This is a genomic window from Dysgonomonas termitidis (assembly GCF_042654545.1).
Taxonomy (GTDB): domain Bacteria; phylum Bacteroidota; class Bacteroidia; order Bacteroidales; family Dysgonomonadaceae; genus Dysgonomonas; species Dysgonomonas termitidis.
This window is the reverse complement of sequence record NZ_JBHSGN010000090.1, coordinates 1-15,011: the sequence shown is the minus strand read 5'-3', so window position 1 is coordinate 15,011 and position 15,011 is coordinate 1. Positions and strand designations below refer to the sequence as shown.

Here is a 15,011-nt window from a genome sequence, read left to right as displayed (position 1 = left end):
AGCCAGAAGAGTAAATCTATTACTTTCGGATAGTCCTTTTGCGGCAACAATATACAGTGAAACTAAAATTTTGCTGTATATTGTGTTATTGATAGAAGAACTCGAATAAAGGTATTTATACATAGCTTTAAAGCTATATATCGCTAATTGAGACCACGTCATCACTTTTTATATATTTTTTAATCTAATATCTGAAATATATATATACTTTTGTGTATTAGAAATTTGATTCTAAGTTAATTTAGTCAATGAGACGGTTTATATCCATATTCCTTTCACTTATAATACTTGTAGTAGGGGCTCATCCTGTACTGGCAATGCATTTTTGTGCGGGCGATTTATTTTCCGTCAATCTGACTAAGGCCAATCAGCAAAATCATTTCTGCTGTGAAAAAATGGAGAATATGCCGACAGAGGATTGCGGGAGCAAATCTCATTCCCATCATAAACCACATTCAGCATTTACCGAAGAACATGACAATTGTTGTACTTTTAAGCAGGTAAAATTGTCGACAGATGATTTCAACCATCAAATCCAACAATCCAGCCTGAATAATATACTGCCATCCTTTTTCAATGTCTGGTTTGTATTATATTCAGCCGTCAACTATCTCGAATCTGACAGTTCTGTAATAGTTCAACATATTTTTCCACCCGGAGGGCTGGACAAGTTGAATATTGACTTGCTCGCCTATATTTGTACCTATCGTATTTGATATTTAAGCCTGGTAACATAACTGTTATCAGCCAACGTATTTTGTCTTTGACAAAACAGCTTCCATTGTTGTTTTGTTAAAGTTATATCTATTTAGCTTATACATTTATGTTTGAGATATCGACATTAAATGAATTAACAAAATATCAAATATATCAGACTATGCTAAACAAAATCATTAAGTATTTCCTGAATAACAGGTTGATAACAATGTTATTACTGGTTATTCTGGTTGTTTGGGGACTATCGACTGCGCCGTTTAACTGGCATGGGGGATTATTACCGCGCGACCCGGTTCCGGTGGATGCCATCCCCGATATAGGAGAAAACCAGCAGATAGTGGCAACCGAATGGATGGGACGTTCTCCCAAAGATATTCAGGACCAGATAACTTATCCTTTGACGACATCCCTGTTAGGAATGCCGGGGGTAAAGACCATTCGCAGTACTTCCATGTTCGGGATGTCTTTCATCTATATTATATTCGATGATAATGTGGAATTCTATTGGAGTCGTTCCCGTATCCTCGAAAAACTGAACTCTCTGCCGGCCGGTACACTCCCCGAAGGCGTTCAGCCGGGTTTAGGCCCCGACGCAACTGCTTTAGGTCAGATATTCTGGTATACACTCGAAGGCCGTAATCCTGAAACAAGAGAACCGACCGGAGGCTGGGACCCCGATGAACTGAGGACGGTACAGGATTTTTATGCCAAGTATTCAATTTCATCGGCCGAAGGGGTTTCCGAAGTAGCTTCCATCGGAGGATATATCAAAGAATATCAGGTGGAAATAAACCCTAATTCGATGCGTGCCTACAATGTGTCTATAATGGATGTGATGAATGCCATACAAAAAAGTAATCTCGATATAGGAGCTGAAACCGTTGAAATCAATAAGGCGGAGTATTTGGTACGGGGATTGGGATACATTAAAAAAGTTTCGGATCTGGAAGAAGCGGTAATTACTGTCCGCAACGGTGTACCGGTCAAGATAAAAGATGTTGCATTCGTCAATCTCGGACCTGCTACCCGTAGAGGAGGGCTGGATAAAGAAGGTATAGAAGCTGTAGGGGGAGTTGTCGTTGCCCGTTACGGATCGAATCCGATGCAGGTAATACAGAATGTGAAAGATAAGATAAAAGAGATGGAGGCCGGTCTTCCTCAAAAAACATTGGCAGACGGTACTGTTTCCAAGGTCACAATTGTCCCTTTCTATGACAGGTCGGGGCTGATACAGGAAACAATCGGCACACTCGAAACAGCTTTATCACACGAAGTCCTTATCTGTATTATAGTGGTCATTGTACTTGTCTTCAATCTGAGGGCATCGGTCGTCATATCGAGTATATTGCCCATAGCCGTACTGATGACGTTTATTATTATGCGTTATCTGGGTATCGAGGCCAATATTGTTGCCCTGTCAGGTATTGCGATAGCTATCGGGGTAATGGTGGATGTCGGTGTCGTCTTTGTCGAGAATATTATCCGGCATATGGAAGAAGAGTCAAATAAAGGCATAACGAAGGGTAAAGCCTTTATAGACCTGATATATAAAAGTGTGAGTGAAGTTTCAGGTGCATTATCAACAGCTATGCTTACCACCATCATCAGTTTCCTTCCTGTATTTGCGATGGAAGCTCAGGAAGGTAAGCTGTTTAAACCATTGGCTTACACCAAAACATTTGCCTTATTATCGGCTTTCTTGCTTGGAGTAGCCATGTTGCCCACATTAGCCTACTATGTCTTTTCATTAAAGATAAGTTCCAAACTTATCCGCAAAGTTTGCAATATCACGCTTATAGCCAGCGGAATCGTTCTGTTTATATTGACGGGGATTGTTCCTGTGCTGGGATTATGCCTGTTCGGACTGAACAATCTTTTTTCATATAAATGGAAAAACAAAAAAACACCGACTTACCTCAATGTCGGCATAGCTATCCTCATCGCAGTCTATTACCTGACTATAGAATGGCTGCCTGTGGGTACGCAGGAAGGTATTCCGGTCAACTTCATATTTGTTGTTCTGGCTATTGCCGTCATATTAGGTATGCTATGGGTCTTAGTCATTTATTATGAGCGAATCTTGCGCTGGTGCCTTGCCCATCGTTGGAAATTTATGCTGATACCAGTCATCACTGTATTCTTCGGCATGATTATCTGGGTAGGATTTGAGAAAACATTCGGCTTTGTAGCCAATGGATTTGAGGCGATAGGATGGAAAACATTCAGGCAAACCGGCTTTTGGCAAGCATCCGCTGATAAGTTTCCGGGTATCGGTGAAGAATTTATGCCGAGTCTGAATGAAGGCTCTTTCCTATTGATGCCTACAAGTATGCCTCATACCGGTATAGAGCAAAATCTCAGTTATATAGAAACGCTCGATAAACGTATATCCAATATTCCGGAAGTCGAAATCACTGTCGGTAAATGGGGACGTGTCAATTCAGCTCTTGACCCCGCACCTGCCCAGATGTTCGAAAATACCATAAATTATCGTCCCGAATATATACTGGATGAAAACGGGCATCGCCAGCGATTCAAAGTAAATGGTAAAGGCGAATTTTTGCTTATCAACGGCTCTACTTACAACCCTGAAGACGGATTCAGGCTTATTCCTGCGGATAGCCTTGTCATTGATAAAAATGGGGATTATTTCCGTCAATGGCGTCCTCAGATAAAGAAAACGGATGATATCTGGCAGGAAATTGTGAACGTTTCCCATATGCCGGGGCTTACTTCATCGCCTAAATTGCAACCGATAGAAGCCCGTTTGGTTATGCTATCGACCGGGATGCGTGCCCCGATGGGTATAAAGGTATCAGGACCTGACCTCGAATCTATCGAGAAAGGTGGGAAAGCTTTGGAAACGGCCTTGAAAGATATACCGTCGATACTTCCTTCTACCGTATTCTACGACCGTGCAGTGGGTGCTCCATATATCGAAATCAAACTGAACCGCCAGAATATGGCGCGGTACGGCATTACGGTAGCAGACCTGCAAGAGGTAATCAGTGCAGCAGTGGGAGGTATGCCGTTGACGACGACCGTGGAAGGACGCGAGCGTTTCCCTGTCAGGTTGCGGTATCCCCGCGAGTTGAGAGAAAATCCCGAAGAGCTGTCCCGGCTTATTATACCTACAGCCACAGGTGCGCAGATACCACTTGGCGAAGTTGCGGATATAGAATATACCAAAGGCGCGCAAATGATACAAAGCGAAAATACCTTCCTGCTGGGATACGTTATTTTTGATAAAGTTTCTGGTAAAGCAGAAGTGGAGGTCGTAAAAGAAGCCGATAAGATATTGAACGAGAAAATCGCTTCGGGAGAAATCCAGCTACCCAAAGGTGTTTCCTACAAGTTTGCCGGAAATTACGAACAGCAAGAGCGTGCCGCCAACCGTTTGCTTATAGTGATACCGTTAAGCTTACTGGCTATTTTGCTCATCCTTTATTTCCAGTTTAAAACTGTCACCGCCTCACTGATTCATTTCTCGGGTGTCATTGTAGCTTTTGCCGGAGGGTTTATCCTGCTGTGGTTCTATGGAGAGCCCTGGTTCATGAATTTCTCGATAGGAGGAAATAATCTGAGGGATATGTTCCAGATGCACCCTATTAACTTAAGTATAGCTGTATGGGTCGGATTTATAGCCCTTTTTGGTATCGCTACCAACGATGGCGTACTGATGGGAACTTATATACACGATACTTTTCTGAAAAAAAATCCCCATACCAAAGATGAAATCAGGGAAGCAGTAGTAAGTGCCGGATTGAGAAGGGTACGCCCGGCAGCCATGACTACGGCGACAGCATTGATAGCCTTACTGCCTGTACTTACTTCTACAGGAAAAGGGGCGGATATAATGATTCCGATGGCTATACCGACATTTGGAGGTATGCTTATCCAGTCCATGACAATGTTCGTAGTTCCTGTATTTCAGTGCTGGTGGAGAGAATGGGCTATCAGAAAACACGGAAGTATTAAAGAATAAAACAAAGGTTATGAAAAGAAATTATATAACATATTTATTGGTTGTATTCACAATGGTAATTCCCATAACGAATACATATGGCCAGACGGCTGACTCGCTGAGCCATTACCTGCAAGTTGCGGCTCAGAATAATCCCGGAATCAAAGCCGGCTTTCTTGCCTATCAGGCTTCGCTGCAGAAAGTACCGCAGGCAGGAGCTTATGAGGACCCTCAACTCGAAATGGGGATGTTCCTTAAGCCTATGGATATTGTAGGGGGGCGGCAGGTTGCCGAATTCAAGCTGATGCAGATGTTCCCGTGGTTCGGGACAAAAAAAGCGGCTCAAACCGAAGCTGTACATATGGCAAAGATGTCTTACGAAAAATTCAGGGAGACAAGGGACAACCTTTATCTGGATGTCTATACGCAATGGTATATCTTATGCAGTTTACAACAACGATTGATGAACAACCGGGAGAATAAAGCCTTACTCACCCAACTGGAAGAACTAGCGATGCGAAAATTTGCCTCCCCTTCGGGTAGTTCGTCATCGGGATATTCCATCCCCTCCCCGGCTCCCGCACCCCGGAATAATACTTCCGCCGTTGCAGGAGGCGGTATGTCAGGTATGTCTTCAACGGGAGGCACTAGCTCGTCGACAATGCCTGCATCCCAGGGAATGTCATCCATGAGCGGAGGTTCTTCAGGAATGAGTGCTTCTACGCCCGGCATGTCCGACGTACTCCGTATACAACTGGAGATAGTGGAAACAGATAATAACATTGCCAGTTTACTGTCTGAGATAGCAGCAGAAAAAGCCAGGTTCAATACATTGCTGAACCGCCAGGTGAACAGTGAAGTACAAATCCCCGAATCATTTGTGCAGACGCCTTTCCTCTTCGACGGAGAATCTATAATGGCTAAGATTGAAAAGCAGAATCCAATGCTGGGTATGATAACCGAAGAGGGACTCTCCTATAAGGCAAAAGGCGAAATGGACAGAAAGATGGGTTATCCGATGTTCGGAATCGGGGTACAGTATATGCTCAATAAAAAAACCGATGAAGCTATGCTTTCAATGGGCGATATGAATGGTAAGGATATGATAATGCCGATGGTATCGGTCAGCATTCCCCTGTACCGCAATAAATACAAGGCGCAACAGCGCGAAAGCAAATTGTGGTGGCAGGCCAGCCGGGAAAGGTACGACAATACCCGCAATACACTGGAAGCCGAATTATACAAGACCAAACACCTCCTGGATGATGCAGCCCGCAAAGTCGCCTTGTATAAGAAACAGGAGGAGCTGGCTAAGACAACCTATAATCTGATTGTACAGGAGTTTGTTTCAGGCAAAAGTGACCTGACGAATGTGATTCAGGTACAACGGCAATTGCTCGATTACCAGTTGAAAGAAGCGGAGTCGATAGCAGGTTACAATACGATGGTCGCTTCTATTGAGAAATTAATTTCATTTAAAAAAGATACAGAACAATAAAAACTTTCATATCATGGATACGAATAAAATAAAACAAGTGTTCAGGAATAATTATATCAGGTACGGAATTATCCTGCTTATAGGGCTTCTGTTAGGATGGCTGATATTTTCAGGAGGCACTGATGCTACACTCGCTGAAGACCATTCGGGGCATACCCACGAAATGACTACCGATGAAAACGGGAAACAGGTGTGGACTTGCTCGATGCACCCTCAAATAAAAATGGACAAGCCGGGTAAATGCCCCATTTGCGGAATGGATCTGATTCCTCTGAAAACGACAGGTTCCGGAGATGCAGCTATCGATCCGGAAGCAATACAGATGTCAAAGGAAGCCGTCGCACTGGCAAATATCCAAACGACAGTGGTTAGCAAACAAAACCCTGTGAAGGAGGTACGTTTGTACGGTACAGTACAGGCTGATGAACGTTTATCCCAGTCTCAGACATCACATGTCAACGGCCGTATAGAGAAACTATTCATCAATTTTACAGGTGAAAGCGTGCAGCAGGGACAGACCATTGCCACCGTTTACTCTCCGGAGTTGTTAAGCGCCCAGCAGGAATTACTCGAGGCTGCTAAAATGCAATCTGTACAACCAGCTTTATTACAGGCAGCAAGGGAAAAACTGAGGCTATGGAAGCTTACCGATGAACAGATTTCACGGATAGAGCATTCAGGGAATGTATCTCCGTATGTAGATGTGAAGGCAACAACCAGCGGTATTGTAGCCGCTAAGAAAATTAGCCAGGGAGACTATGTGAATCAGGGTAATGTTCTGTTCGATATTGCCAATTTTTCAAGAGTATGGGTTATGTTTGATGCCTACGAATCGGATCTTCCTTTTTTAAAGGTAGGTGATAAACTCGAATATACGCTTCAGGCATTACCCGGAAAGACATTATCGGGAAATATATCTTTTATCAACCCGATATTAGACCCGGTGACACGTACCGCGAAGATACGTATCGAAGCAGCCAATCCCGGTATGCAGTTAAAACCGGAAATGTATGCCAATGCTGTGATTAAATCACCTCTCAGACAATATAACAACCAGATAGTGATACCTAAATCTGCCGTACTCTGGACTGGCAAACGTTCCATTGTTTATGTGAAACAGCCCGATACCGAAACTCCGGCCTTTATGCTTCGCCAGATAGAACTGGGACCGTCTTTAGGTGATTCCTATGTGGTTCTGTCCGGAATAAATGACGGGGATGAAATAGTCACTAACGGCACATTTACAATAGATGCCAGCGCTCAACTCGAAGGCAGGCGCAGTATGATGAATGACGCCGATTCGAGGCCGGTAACGGGTCATGAAGGCCATAACATGTCCGGAGGCTCGGGAAATATGAATAAAGAAAATGAACATGCCGGTCATAATATGTCGCCGATGCCTGACAATATGCCTCAAAAAACATCAGATAAGCAGACTCATACAATGATTCCGGTACAGGGCAATTGCGACATGTGTAAAGATCGCATCGAGAAGGCGGCAAAATCCGTCAAAGGTGTATCTACCGCAAGCTGGGATCAGAAATCGAAACAATTACATCTGAATTTTGATTCAACTAAAACTTCAATCGAAGCGATTAGCCGGGCTATAGCCAAAGCCGGACATGATACCGATAAATATAAGGCAGACAAAGCGATTTATGATGCATTACCCGCCTGTTGCAAATACCGGAATAATTAAAATAACAGATTTTTATAATAACTAATTTTTAACTAAAATGAAAAAGATTTTTATAGTAACAATGACCTTAGGAGCAACCCTGTTTATAGCATGTAACTCTGGTGCTTCAAATAAGAGTGAACAGAAAATACCAATGGCAGAAACCGGACAACCGGAAATGAATCATGATTCAAAGAAAGACGCTAACCTCGAACATGCTACGCTTGACGTACAAGGAAACTGCGAACTATGCAAGGAGCGTATTGAAACAGCAGCAAAAAGTGTGAAAGGTGTTGCTTCCGCAGACTGGGACATAAAAAAGAAAGAACTCCATGTGAGCTTCGATTCCAAACAAACTAATCTGGATGCAATAAGTAAAGTCATTGCCAAAGTCGGACATCGTACAGATAAAGACCCTGCAGATCCGAGTGCTTACGATGCTTTACCTCCATGTTGTAAAGTGTGATTCTCCCAACTAGGGCCGACAGTACAAATATATAATTCTTTTTCAAACACCCCCATATTTTTGTGAGGGGGATTTGAAAAAGAATTATTTGTAAAAGTTTAGATTATCGACCGATGGGAACAATGAAGAAACAAGAATTATTGAGTGTTTAAACGCAGCTATGAGACTATGCTAACCTCATATCGCTGTATATATACGATATTTTTCTAAAACAAAAGATATCTATTATTAAAACTTTATCTTAAAATAATTTCAAGATAAAATAATGGATTTAATTGTATTTCTTATTACACTTCCCTGTAAAATTCAGCAATATATTCTTCCATAAATAAATGGCGTTTTGCTGCTATCAGCTTAGCCGATTCAGTATTCATCAGACCTTTTAGCTTAAATAACTTATCATAAAAGTGTTGAATACTAGAGTTTTCCTTCTCTTTTTCATCAGGACTATATAGGATGCAGTTCTTACTACCGCCATAAGCAAAACAGCGTGCAATGCCGATTGCCCCGATAGCATCCAACCTGTCCGCATCCTGAACAATTTCAGCTTCGATTGATGATGGCTTATTGCCTTTACTGAACGAAACCTGGGAGACAATCTCAATTACCCGGTCTATGATAGACTGCTCAACAGCCAAGGATTTAAGGAATGAGCTGATTAACTCTTCTGACTTATCTATTCCGTTGTTGAGTTTCTTATCGCCTAGATCATGCAGCCAAGCCGCTAATTGGACAGTAAAACTATTGGCCTGTTCTGTCTGCAAAATCCTTCGGGCATTAGTTACCACTCGTTCTATATGATAGTAGTCATGTCCCGTTCCTTCTTTAAGAAAAGTTTCTTTGATATATTCCTGTGCTTTTATCAGAATTTCTTTATTCTCCATTCTTCTGCTTATTGAAAAATTTCCATAATGGTAAATTCACACTCTTTGGATTGGTGTTCATTAATCAGAGGAACAAGCCGTCTGAAATGCTCTGTCTGGCAATGCCTGTCCAACGCATCATGATCCGGCCATTCTTCAATGAAGATAAAGTGAGTTTTATCGTCCTGATCTATATAGAGGTTGTATTCTATACAATCCTTTTCTAATTTGGTTTTAGCAACCAATTCAGCATAAAGAGGCTTTACTATTTCCAGATACTCTTCCTTAATAAAGTCCTCGGCTATAACTTTTATCATTCCTATTTATTTCCCCCCTGTAATTAATATTTAAAATGAATTATTTTGTATAACAAAGGTAAAGAGAATTACCGGATTCAATATTCTTTTATGATCATATCTCATTTACCGTTATTTCGAGATGATTGATCTTATCTTCTGTTATTTCAAAGTGATAATCCAATAAAACAGGACTACCCTCAAATGTTCCGGAAATCTTAGCTATAAGGATACCCGTTGTTTGAGTACTTTTGTATGCTATCGGTTCCATGACTATTCTGTATTTTTTATTCGCTTCATTAATCCAGTTCCTGATTTCATCCTTTCCACTATAAGTTTGTTCTTCATCAACAACAACTGCTGCTTCTGCAAAACAATCTGCGTATTTGTTACTATCAAACAGATTTTGAGCTTCTATTAATTTTGCGATTACACTTGGATAATTCATAGTTGTAAATATTAAAATATTGTTTTGTACTCTATACTTCACATCAAAAGTAGAATAAGCTGTTTGTTCTGGCAAGTACGGAAAAACGATTCATATAGGGATAAATTCTTCCCTATTGCTTAACTTCGTAAATTAATTTATATTTACGTTATGTATAAGAGAAAGATACCTTTAAGCTTAAATTGTGGTCTGGATTTGATCGGGGAAGTCTTGTATGGCAAATGGAAAATCCGCCTGTTATGGTTTATCAATGAAGGATACCAGCGTCCGAGTGAACTGCAACGTAAAATACCCGATGCTTCCCGCAGGGTATTGGATATGCAATTAAAAGAGCTGGAAGAACATGAATTAATAACTAAAAAGATTTATCCGGTGGTTCCTCCAAAAGTGGAATATAGCTTAACTGAATTCGGAAAAACCCTGATTCCTATTATTTCAGCTTTGGGTCAATGGGGAGATGAACATCAGGAACGATTAAGAACGCTTATTCTAAAAAAGAAAAATCAATGAACCCCCATTTTTGAAAATACATTTACGATAACGACATGGGCTACAATAAGACCAATGCCTATTATTACAGGTACATCCGGTGTCTGCTTAAAGAGAACAGCTCCAATTACAGTTATCAATACAATCCCCAAACCTCCCCATATTCCATAGGCAATACCTACAGCATAGCCTTTAATGACAGGCTCAGAAAATAAAAGGGAATGAGGTAAGAAATTATAAATACGACCGAAGGTGTCAGTCTGGTGAACTGTTCTGATTTAAGAGTATTCAATCTGATTGTAGATAATTATCGGGACGTATGGTATGAGTAATATTTAGGCCTGATATTTTTTCTAAGCAAGGACGAAAAAAGGCGTAAAAAAATCAGTTTTTTCAATCTCTATACATTTTTGTCCCTTTTAAGTTTGGGGATTCAATCAATATTGCTTATAATCAACGAAGTATGTACTTGGCGCAATATTTGTAGTTACTAAGATAAAAGAACAAATGGCTCTTAGCAATGTTTTTACTTTTATAAAGTATATCCAATCAAATAATGATTTTAGAAAATCCTGCTATAGCTGCAAATCAAAGGCTGAATTGAGGGCTATACTAGCATGTTATGAGATTGTATTTACAGATGAAGAGTTTAGAGAAGCAATTAGTGCATCATTATTCAAATGCCAAATGGAGAGTGAGCCTCTAGAAATCAAGCAAATAGAACGGTTATTTAATTTATACCCCGAAAAATGACTTATTATGGATACAATAGAAAACAAAACTATTATCGTTCCAAATATAGAAAAGATTCGTTTTATAATTAAAGATGCAATAGGCTTGGATGTTATGTATGCCTATGAAGATTTGTTTTTTGCAGAACATGGTGTTTTTCTAATCAAAAGTAGTTTTGGCGATACCACATTGTAATGCAGTTTTAGTAACAGAACCTGTCTGCTCATAGATTCTAAGCCAGTTCTGACGTGCTCTTATTTTTCGTTCTATATTTTTATAGTCGAAAAATATAGACTTTATTCCAATATTTAATGTCAAAAATGTAGCGTTTCTATTGGTATGTTCTATCTATAGTAAGTTTTGAACTCTATTGTGGGATTTTCTGCTAGGATCTGAAAACAAAAAAGTCCTGAATCCTGCTGAATTTCAGGACTTTTCGTCGATTTATAAATCTTATTGGCGGTATGGACAGGACTCTGATTATATTATAATAGTTCCCAATATTTTATAATAATTATTGAATATCAATCATTTAACTTTTTATGTTTTCGAATATTATTTGCATTTTCGGATAGTTTTTGTATGTGTGCAACACAAATGCAACATAATTTTTATATGGCTAAATACTTTGTTTACATTAAGAAAGACTACGATTCCAAATCAGGATATACGCCACTTTATGTCCGTTACAACTATGACCGAACAAAACGTACTTTAATATCGACCAGATATTCTATCAAATTCCAGCATTGGGACGATAAAAAGAAGTGCGTTAAACGTGCTTGTCCCGAATATGACGAAATAGAAGTAACTGTCAATAAAATATATCTGCGTCTGTCGAATATATTGGATTACGCTAACGAAAATGATATAGAACCGACAGTTGACTTTGTGCTGAAAGAATTAGCCGTTGAAAGAGAATATGAACAGAAACAGGCTCGGACAGACTTGTTTGCCCTCTTAGATAAGTATGTCGAAGAGAAAACTCCTTTCGTATCTAAAGACCAAGTAAAGGACTACAGGACATTAAAGAAGCATTTGACGACATTTAAGAAGTATTCTTCTCAACCAATATCTTTTCGCAATCTTAACATGAAATTCTACAAAGAATTTATGAACTATCTGTTTTATGAAGCCGTAAAAACCCGATGGTACGATTGGGCTGGTAATAAATTCTGCCGGAAAAGTAGTGCGATTGTTAAAAGGTTTTGTAAACTATCAAATTGCAAAAGGAACTATCCCGACTGTCGATTTGAAATTTTTCAAGGTTGTAGAAGAGGAAACCGACGCTATCTATTTAACAGAAAATGAATTGGCTAAAATATATCAGCTTAATCTCTCCGATGATAAAGAATTAGAGGAAGTCAGGGATATATTCATTGTTGGCTGCTATACCGGATTACGGTACAGCGATCTATCAACTCTTAATAATGAACATATCGACTTGGTAAACGGGAACATCAATATTAAACAACGGAAAGTACATAAAGCCGTTGTTATCCCTATAATTGACTATGTGCCGAATATTCTCAAGAAATATAACTATGATCTACCGAAAGTTTCTTCTTACAAATTCAACGAACGTGTCAAAGAATTGGGCGAGAAAATCAAGCTGAATCAGAAAATAGAAATAGTCCGAAAGAAAGGGAACGCCAGAGTAACAGATATACGCAAGAAATATGAACTAATGCCCTCGCATACATGTCAGCGTTCGTTCTGTACCAATATGTATCTGTCCGGTTTCCCCGCAGAGGAACTTATGAAAATATCGGGGCACAAAAGCCCTGCTGCATTTATGCGCTACATCAAAGTCGATAATCAACAGGCCGAAAGCCCTGAGAAATAGTTTGAGTAGATGAGACTGATACGCCGGTTATTCATTACTTTTGTAAAATACATTATATAGATTTCGATGTGCAATATCCAGATAGTCTGACAAAGTATAATTGGCCTACAGGGGACAGTATAGGAGCATTTAAACATCAATTTGCAACAAAGGCTCCTGAATGGAAGCACGAAAATGAGGTGCAGCTATTAGATATGCCCAAGATAGGCTATTCTGAGATGGGCTTTCATCCCGAAATATTATTAGACGATGACTCTCATCACCGATACAAAATAGGCGGAGAATGTTTTTCTGCCATTTATTTAGGAGTAAATATCATCGAAAAGGATAAAGAGGAAATCATTAAGACGGGTCAGAAATTGAATCCCAATATCCGTATTTATCAAATGAATGTCAATCCAAATGCGTTTAAATTAGATTTTTGTGAAATAATTTAGATAATCTGTTAATTTCTCAGGTAGTCTTTTCTCATCATAGTACCAATACATTCCATTATCAGATAAAATAATATATCCACCCTACTAAAGTTCGTAAACCATGCCAATCAGAAACTTTAAAATTGAAATTCCAAATGAATCTCTTGAAGATTTATCCCTTAGGCTAAGGAAAACAAAATGGGCAAATCAGATACCGGAAACAGGGTGGAGCAGAGGAACTGACAAAGATTATTTACAGGCTCTGGTCGATTATTGGATAAGCGGTTATGATTGGCGGACTCAAGAAAAAGTATTTAACCAGTACCCCCAATACAAGTGTAATATCGATGGTGTGGATATTCATTTCTTCCATATAAAAGGAAAAGGAGAAAATCCATTACCTCTCATTCTTACCCATGGGTGGCCTGATAGCTTTGTCCGCTATCAAAAAATTATTTCCCGTCTTACCGACCCTGTCAGCTTCGGAGAAGATTTGTCTGACTCTTTTGATGTTATTATCCCATCACTACCCGGAATTGGTTTTTCCTCTATCCTTGAGCCCAAAGGATTTAACAATTCTAAGGTTGCTGATTTATGGGTCAAATTGATGACTGAAAAACTAGGGTATACTAAATTTGGTGCAGCAGGTGGAGATGTGGGTTCGGGTGTTACCCGATATTTGGCAATGCACTATCCGGAACATCTTATTGGAATTCACCTGACCGATGTGGGTATTATCCGGCAAATTATGATGTCGGATGATAACAAACTTTCGAGTGAAGAGAAAGAGTATAAGCGTAAAGCTCAACAATGGATTGTACAAGAGGGAGGTTATATGTCTATTCAATCTACTAAACCTCAAACGCTCGCATACGCCTTGTCTGATTCGCCTGTAGGCTTAGCAGCCTGGCTCGTTGAAAAATTTTATTCATGGAGTGATATTAGTAAAGGTTTTGAGAATAAGTATAGTATGGATGAGCTGCTTAATAATGTTATGATCTATTGGTTGAATAATTCAATAGGAGCTTCCGCCATGATGTATTATGAAAATATGCATACCTTGCCTCCAATTGGCAAAATAACTATTCCTACAGGTATTGCCCTTTTTGCTAAAGATGTTCTACTTCCGCCAAAAGTATGGGTTGAGGAGAACCTAAATTTGGACCAATGGTCAGAAATACCCCGAGGCGGACATTTTACAGCAATGGAAGAACCTGAATTGTTTTCAAATGATATATGTAAGTTTTATCGTAGTTTGAGGTAAAAAAGCTAGTTTTTTGTCTTCTATAAATAATCTGTGATATTTTGACTACGTGACGGCTCCGGGTACTTTTAAAGCAAAAGTCTAATTGACAATCAATTGATTAGACTTTTTTATTTTAGCAAATTGTTCCCGAATTGTTCCCAAGTATATAACACATATCTTGATTTTCTACTAATCTAGGGACAACCTCTTTTTAATGATTTTAATTGAGATACATTTCTGGTGTAATTATATATTCATAAAAGACTATCCCATCTATATCATTAAAGATATAGTGGAAAATCCAGTGAGCGTTGCCCCCTCGTGCCAGTCTAAATTGACCCCATGTACCAAA

General features: G+C 39.6%; 14 protein-coding genes and 1 pseudogene. 11 read left to right on the top strand and 4 right to left on the bottom strand.

Annotated elements, in window-relative coordinates; all coding sequences use genetic code 11:
* Positions 1–248 precede the first annotated feature (248 nt).
* From ACFO6W_RS15170 to ACFO6W_RS15150, 5 genes are all read left to right on the top strand, one after another.
* Positions 249–716, top strand: a complete 468-nt coding sequence (locus tag ACFO6W_RS15170) for an HYC_CC_PP family protein (RefSeq protein WP_379997887.1) — start codon at positions 249–251, stop codon at positions 714–716.
* A gap of 161 nt (positions 717–877) precedes the next feature.
* A complete protein-coding gene (locus ACFO6W_RS15165; protein ID WP_379997885.1) occupies positions 878–4,702 on the top strand; it encodes an efflux RND transporter permease subunit in 3,825 nt (1,274 codons plus the stop codon).
* A gap of 52 nt (positions 4,703–4,754) precedes the next feature.
* Positions 4,755–6,179, top strand: a complete 1,425-nt coding sequence (locus ACFO6W_RS15160) for a TolC family protein (RefSeq protein ID WP_379998080.1) — start codon at positions 4,755–4,757, stop codon at positions 6,177–6,179.
* A 13-nt stretch (positions 6,180–6,192) separates the two neighbouring features.
* Complete coding sequence (locus tag ACFO6W_RS15155) at positions 6,193–7,878, top strand: efflux RND transporter periplasmic adaptor subunit (RefSeq protein ID WP_379997883.1); 1,686 nt, start codon at positions 6,193–6,195, stop codon at positions 7,876–7,878.
* 37 nt (positions 7,879–7,915) lie between these two features.
* Complete coding sequence (locus ACFO6W_RS15150; RefSeq protein ID WP_379997881.1) at positions 7,916–8,323, top strand: heavy-metal-associated domain-containing protein; 408 nt, start codon at positions 7,916–7,918, stop codon at positions 8,321–8,323.
* A 287-nt stretch (positions 8,324–8,610) separates the two neighbouring features.
* Here the strand turns inward: ACFO6W_RS15150 and ACFO6W_RS15145 are convergent, their stop codons facing one another.
* The 3 genes from ACFO6W_RS15145 to ACFO6W_RS15135 form a co-directional block, all read right to left on the bottom strand.
* Entirely contained in the window at positions 8,611–9,207 is a 597-nt protein-coding gene (locus tag ACFO6W_RS15145) for an HD domain-containing protein (protein WP_379997879.1), read from the bottom strand.
* Between the two features lie 8 nt (positions 9,208–9,215).
* A complete protein-coding gene (locus ACFO6W_RS15140) occupies positions 9,216–9,503 on the bottom strand; it encodes a putative quinol monooxygenase (protein ID WP_379997877.1) in 288 nt (95 codons plus the stop codon).
* Positions 9,504–9,597: 94 nt separating this feature from the next.
* Positions 9,598–9,930 (bottom strand): nuclear transport factor 2-like protein, encoded by a 333-nt coding sequence (locus ACFO6W_RS15135; RefSeq protein WP_379997875.1) that lies wholly within the window; start codon positions 9,928–9,930, stop codon positions 9,598–9,600.
* Positions 9,931–10,080: 150 nt separating this feature from the next.
* Between ACFO6W_RS15135 and ACFO6W_RS15130 the strand changes: the two genes are divergently transcribed.
* Entirely contained in the window at positions 10,081–10,440 is a 360-nt protein-coding gene (locus ACFO6W_RS15130) for a winged helix-turn-helix transcriptional regulator (RefSeq protein ID WP_379997873.1), read from the top strand.
* On the opposite strand, the pseudogene ACFO6W_RS15125 reads toward ACFO6W_RS15130, so the two are convergent.
* Positions 10,434–10,711, bottom strand: a pseudogene (locus ACFO6W_RS15125) (DMT family transporter). The gene ACFO6W_RS15130 and the pseudogene ACFO6W_RS15125 sit on opposite strands and share 7 nt — an antisense overlap.
* A 467-nt stretch (positions 10,712–11,178) precedes the next feature.
* On the opposite strand from ACFO6W_RS15125, the gene ACFO6W_RS15120 reads away from it, so the two are divergent.
* The 5 genes from ACFO6W_RS15120 to ACFO6W_RS15100 all read left to right on the top strand — a co-directional run bounded on the left by ACFO6W_RS15120 (position 11,179) and on the right by ACFO6W_RS15100 (position 14,677).
* Positions 11,179–11,346, top strand: a complete 168-nt coding sequence (locus ACFO6W_RS15120; RefSeq protein WP_379997871.1) for a hypothetical protein — start codon at positions 11,179–11,181, stop codon at positions 11,344–11,346.
* A 420-nt stretch (positions 11,347–11,766) separates the two neighbouring features.
* Positions 11,767–12,462: a phage integrase SAM-like domain-containing protein gene (locus ACFO6W_RS15115; RefSeq protein ID WP_379997869.1), complete on the top strand. Its 696-nt coding sequence runs from the start codon at positions 11,767–11,769 to the stop codon at positions 12,460–12,462.
* Between the two features lies 1 nt (position 12,463).
* Positions 12,464–12,997 (top strand): site-specific integrase, encoded by a 534-nt coding sequence (locus ACFO6W_RS15110; protein WP_379997867.1) that lies wholly within the window; start codon positions 12,464–12,466, stop codon positions 12,995–12,997.
* A gap of 68 nt (positions 12,998–13,065) precedes the next feature.
* The gene (locus ACFO6W_RS15105) at positions 13,066–13,434 is read left to right on the top strand and encodes a DUF2971 domain-containing protein (protein WP_379997865.1); all 369 of its coding nucleotides are present in this window, start codon (positions 13,066–13,068) and stop codon (positions 13,432–13,434) included.
* A gap of 100 nt (positions 13,435–13,534) precedes the next feature.
* Complete coding sequence (locus ACFO6W_RS15100; protein WP_379997863.1) at positions 13,535–14,677, top strand: epoxide hydrolase family protein; 1,143 nt, start codon at positions 13,535–13,537, stop codon at positions 14,675–14,677.
* Positions 14,678–15,011 lie beyond the last annotated feature (334 nt).

Coding starts and splice junctions, on each gene's coding strand:
- ACFO6W_RS15170 (WP_379997887.1), top strand. CDS start 249: ATGAGACGGTTTATATCCATATTCCTTTCACTTATAATACTTGTAGTA.
- ACFO6W_RS15165 (WP_379997885.1), top strand. CDS start 878: ATGCTAAACAAAATCATTAAGTATTTCCTGAATAACAGGTTGATAACA.
- ACFO6W_RS15160 (WP_379998080.1), top strand. CDS start 4,755: ATGGTAATTCCCATAACGAATACATATGGCCAGACGGCTGACTCGCTG.
- ACFO6W_RS15155 (WP_379997883.1), top strand. CDS start 6,193: ATGGATACGAATAAAATAAAACAAGTGTTCAGGAATAATTATATCAGG.
- ACFO6W_RS15150 (WP_379997881.1), top strand. CDS start 7,916: ATGAAAAAGATTTTTATAGTAACAATGACCTTAGGAGCAACCCTGTTT.
- ACFO6W_RS15145 (WP_379997879.1), bottom strand. CDS start 9,207: ATGGAGAATAAAGAAATTCTGATAAAAGCACAGGAATATATCAAAGAA.
- ACFO6W_RS15140 (WP_379997877.1), bottom strand. CDS start 9,503: ATGATAAAAGTTATAGCCGAGGACTTTATTAAGGAAGAGTATCTGGAA.
- ACFO6W_RS15135 (WP_379997875.1), bottom strand. CDS start 9,930: ATGAATTATCCAAGTGTAATCGCAAAATTAATAGAAGCTCAAAATCTG.
- ACFO6W_RS15130 (WP_379997873.1), top strand. CDS start 10,081: ATGTATAAGAGAAAGATACCTTTAAGCTTAAATTGTGGTCTGGATTTG.
- ACFO6W_RS15120 (WP_379997871.1), top strand. CDS start 11,179: ATGGATACAATAGAAAACAAAACTATTATCGTTCCAAATATAGAAAAG.
- ACFO6W_RS15115 (WP_379997869.1), top strand. CDS start 11,767: ATGGCTAAATACTTTGTTTACATTAAGAAAGACTACGATTCCAAATCA.
- ACFO6W_RS15100 (WP_379997863.1), top strand. CDS start 13,535: ATGCCAATCAGAAACTTTAAAATTGAAATTCCAAATGAATCTCTTGAA.